At 45.3% G+C, this 2031-nt stretch carries 2 protein-coding genes; one reads left to right on the top strand and one right to left on the bottom strand.

What is annotated here, in order from left to right; genetic code table 11:
* A partial coding sequence (locus AB4653_RS27210) for an MFS transporter (protein ID WP_372105796.1) occupies window positions 1-661 on the bottom strand: 661 nt, incomplete at its 3' end.
* Window positions 662-958: 297 nt separating this feature from the next.
* On the opposite strand from AB4653_RS27210, the gene AB4653_RS27205 reads away from it, so the two are divergent.
* On the top strand, window positions 959-2031 hold a 1073-nt coding region (locus tag AB4653_RS27205), incomplete at its 3' end, for a PQQ-dependent sugar dehydrogenase (protein WP_372105795.1).

Here is a 2031-nt window from a genome sequence, read left to right as displayed (position 1 = left end):
GGCCAATACTCGCAAAACTCATAAAATAGCGAGAAGTTAGCAACTCTTTGTATTGAGAAACCATTTTCTTTGCCGAAGGAATAGCGGAGATCTGAGTGACGGTTTCCTTAAACTTGAACGCCAAAACCACCCAAGCTAATGAGACATAGCCAAGTAGCGAGATGAACACCATGCTCCAGCCAAAATGGAAGTTAATAAAGCCGCCGATTACGGGCGCAATCAAAGGTGTAATAGACGCGACCATCGCAATGTAGGACATAGCTAAAGGTAAATCTGCCCCACTGAATCTATCCCGCGTGGAAGCACGAGCAAGTACAGCGCAACAACCCGTTCCTAAGCCTTGCAGAAAACGCCCCATCACCATGCTAGTAAATGAATGGCTAAAGAAGATGATCATTAATAGTCCCAGCATGGCGATTAATAATCCGCTCAGCAGTACTTTCTTGCGCCCTAGAGCATCGGAAATTGGACCATAAATAAACTGAGAAGGTCCAAAACCTAACAAATAGACACTCACCAGAAGCTGAGCTTGCTCTAGCGAAACATCAAAGTCTTTCGCGATCCAAGGTAATGATGGAAATACCAGCCCCATACTGAGTTGGCCGATGCTGATGACCAAACACGCAAGTAGGATCGATTTAAAGTCAAATCGACGACTCATGATGTAAAGTATCCAACATAACAGCTGTTTTGAGATCGGGTGGTTTGAGAATAGATAGCTTGGGTATCAACCTGACAACATACAGACAGAGAAAACAGCGAAGATGTTGCAAGGGTAGTATTCATTATGCTCCGAAGGAATCGAATAGAGAATGGCAGGCTAAACATACGTGAGCTTGCTTACTCATACAACACTGGTTGAACTAAATAAATGAATAGTCACTTTTCAGTAACCCAACCTTTGCACCTGTCGACCACAAGCTAAACTAATACCACGTCATGAAAACAAAGGACTCCCATGAACAATCATCATCGTATTCTTTCCTATGCTTTGGCACTCATCGCATCAAGTCCAATATCCTCTGCTTTTGCATGGCAAGTAGAGAAAATCACAGACGGCCTTGAGGTTCCATGGGGGCTCGCTTATGTCGATGACAGTACTATGCTTCTCACAGAAAAAGCAGGCGTCATTAAACAGGTTGATTTAAAGACGGGTGAGCAAAGCACACTGTTCAGGCTGCCCAATGTTTGGGCGAAAGGCCAAGGTGGTCTGTTGGATATCGCGCTCTCCCCTTTTGAAAACGAAAAGTTCTACGTCACTTACAGTAAAGACGTCGATGGTGAAGGAGTAACGTCACTGGCTTCTGCTAATTACAGCAATAATGAAGTTACCAATTGGACAGACGTGTTTGTATCTAAATCCAGAACGGACACCGGACGTCACTTTGGCAGCCGTATCACCTTTGATGATAGCCACCTGTATTTTTCAATCGGCGACCGTGGTGATCGAGACAACGGCCAAGGCACCATGACTCACGCCGGATCAATATTACGATTGAATGCTGATGGAAGCACACCAAGCGATAACCCGTTCTCGGATAACAGCAAGGTACTCAATGAGATTTGGAGCTATGGCCATCGTAATCCACAAGGCTTGTATTACGACTTCCCGACCCAGAAGCTGTGGTCGATTGAACACGGCCCGCGCGGTGGTGACGAAATCAACTTAATAAAAGCAGGTGCCAACTACGGGTGGCCTGTCACATCACACGGAAAAGAGTATTGGGGCCCAATTAGCGTAGGCGAGTCTGAAACTAAAGATGGCATTGAAGCGCCTAAAAAAGTCTACGTTCCTTCAATCGCTCCGGGGAGCTTGATTGTTTACCAAGGGGATAAATACCCAGAGTTAAAAGGAAAGCTGCTGGCTGGCGCACTTAAGCTTACCCACATCAATATTGTGACAGTCAATGGACAAGGTGATGCAATCAAGGAAGAACGTATTTTAGAAGATTTAGGCGAGAGGATAAGAGACATTGAAACTTCACCAAGCGGCGACATCTTTTTCAGTACCGATAATGGCAACCTGTATCG

The sequence above is a fragment of the Vibrio sp. 10N.222.48.A3 genome (assembly GCF_041475345.1).
GTDB classification, from domain to species: Bacteria; Pseudomonadota; Gammaproteobacteria; order Enterobacterales; family Vibrionaceae; genus Vibrio; species Vibrio tasmaniensis_A.
This window is presented reverse-complemented; position numbering and strand designations above follow the sequence as displayed.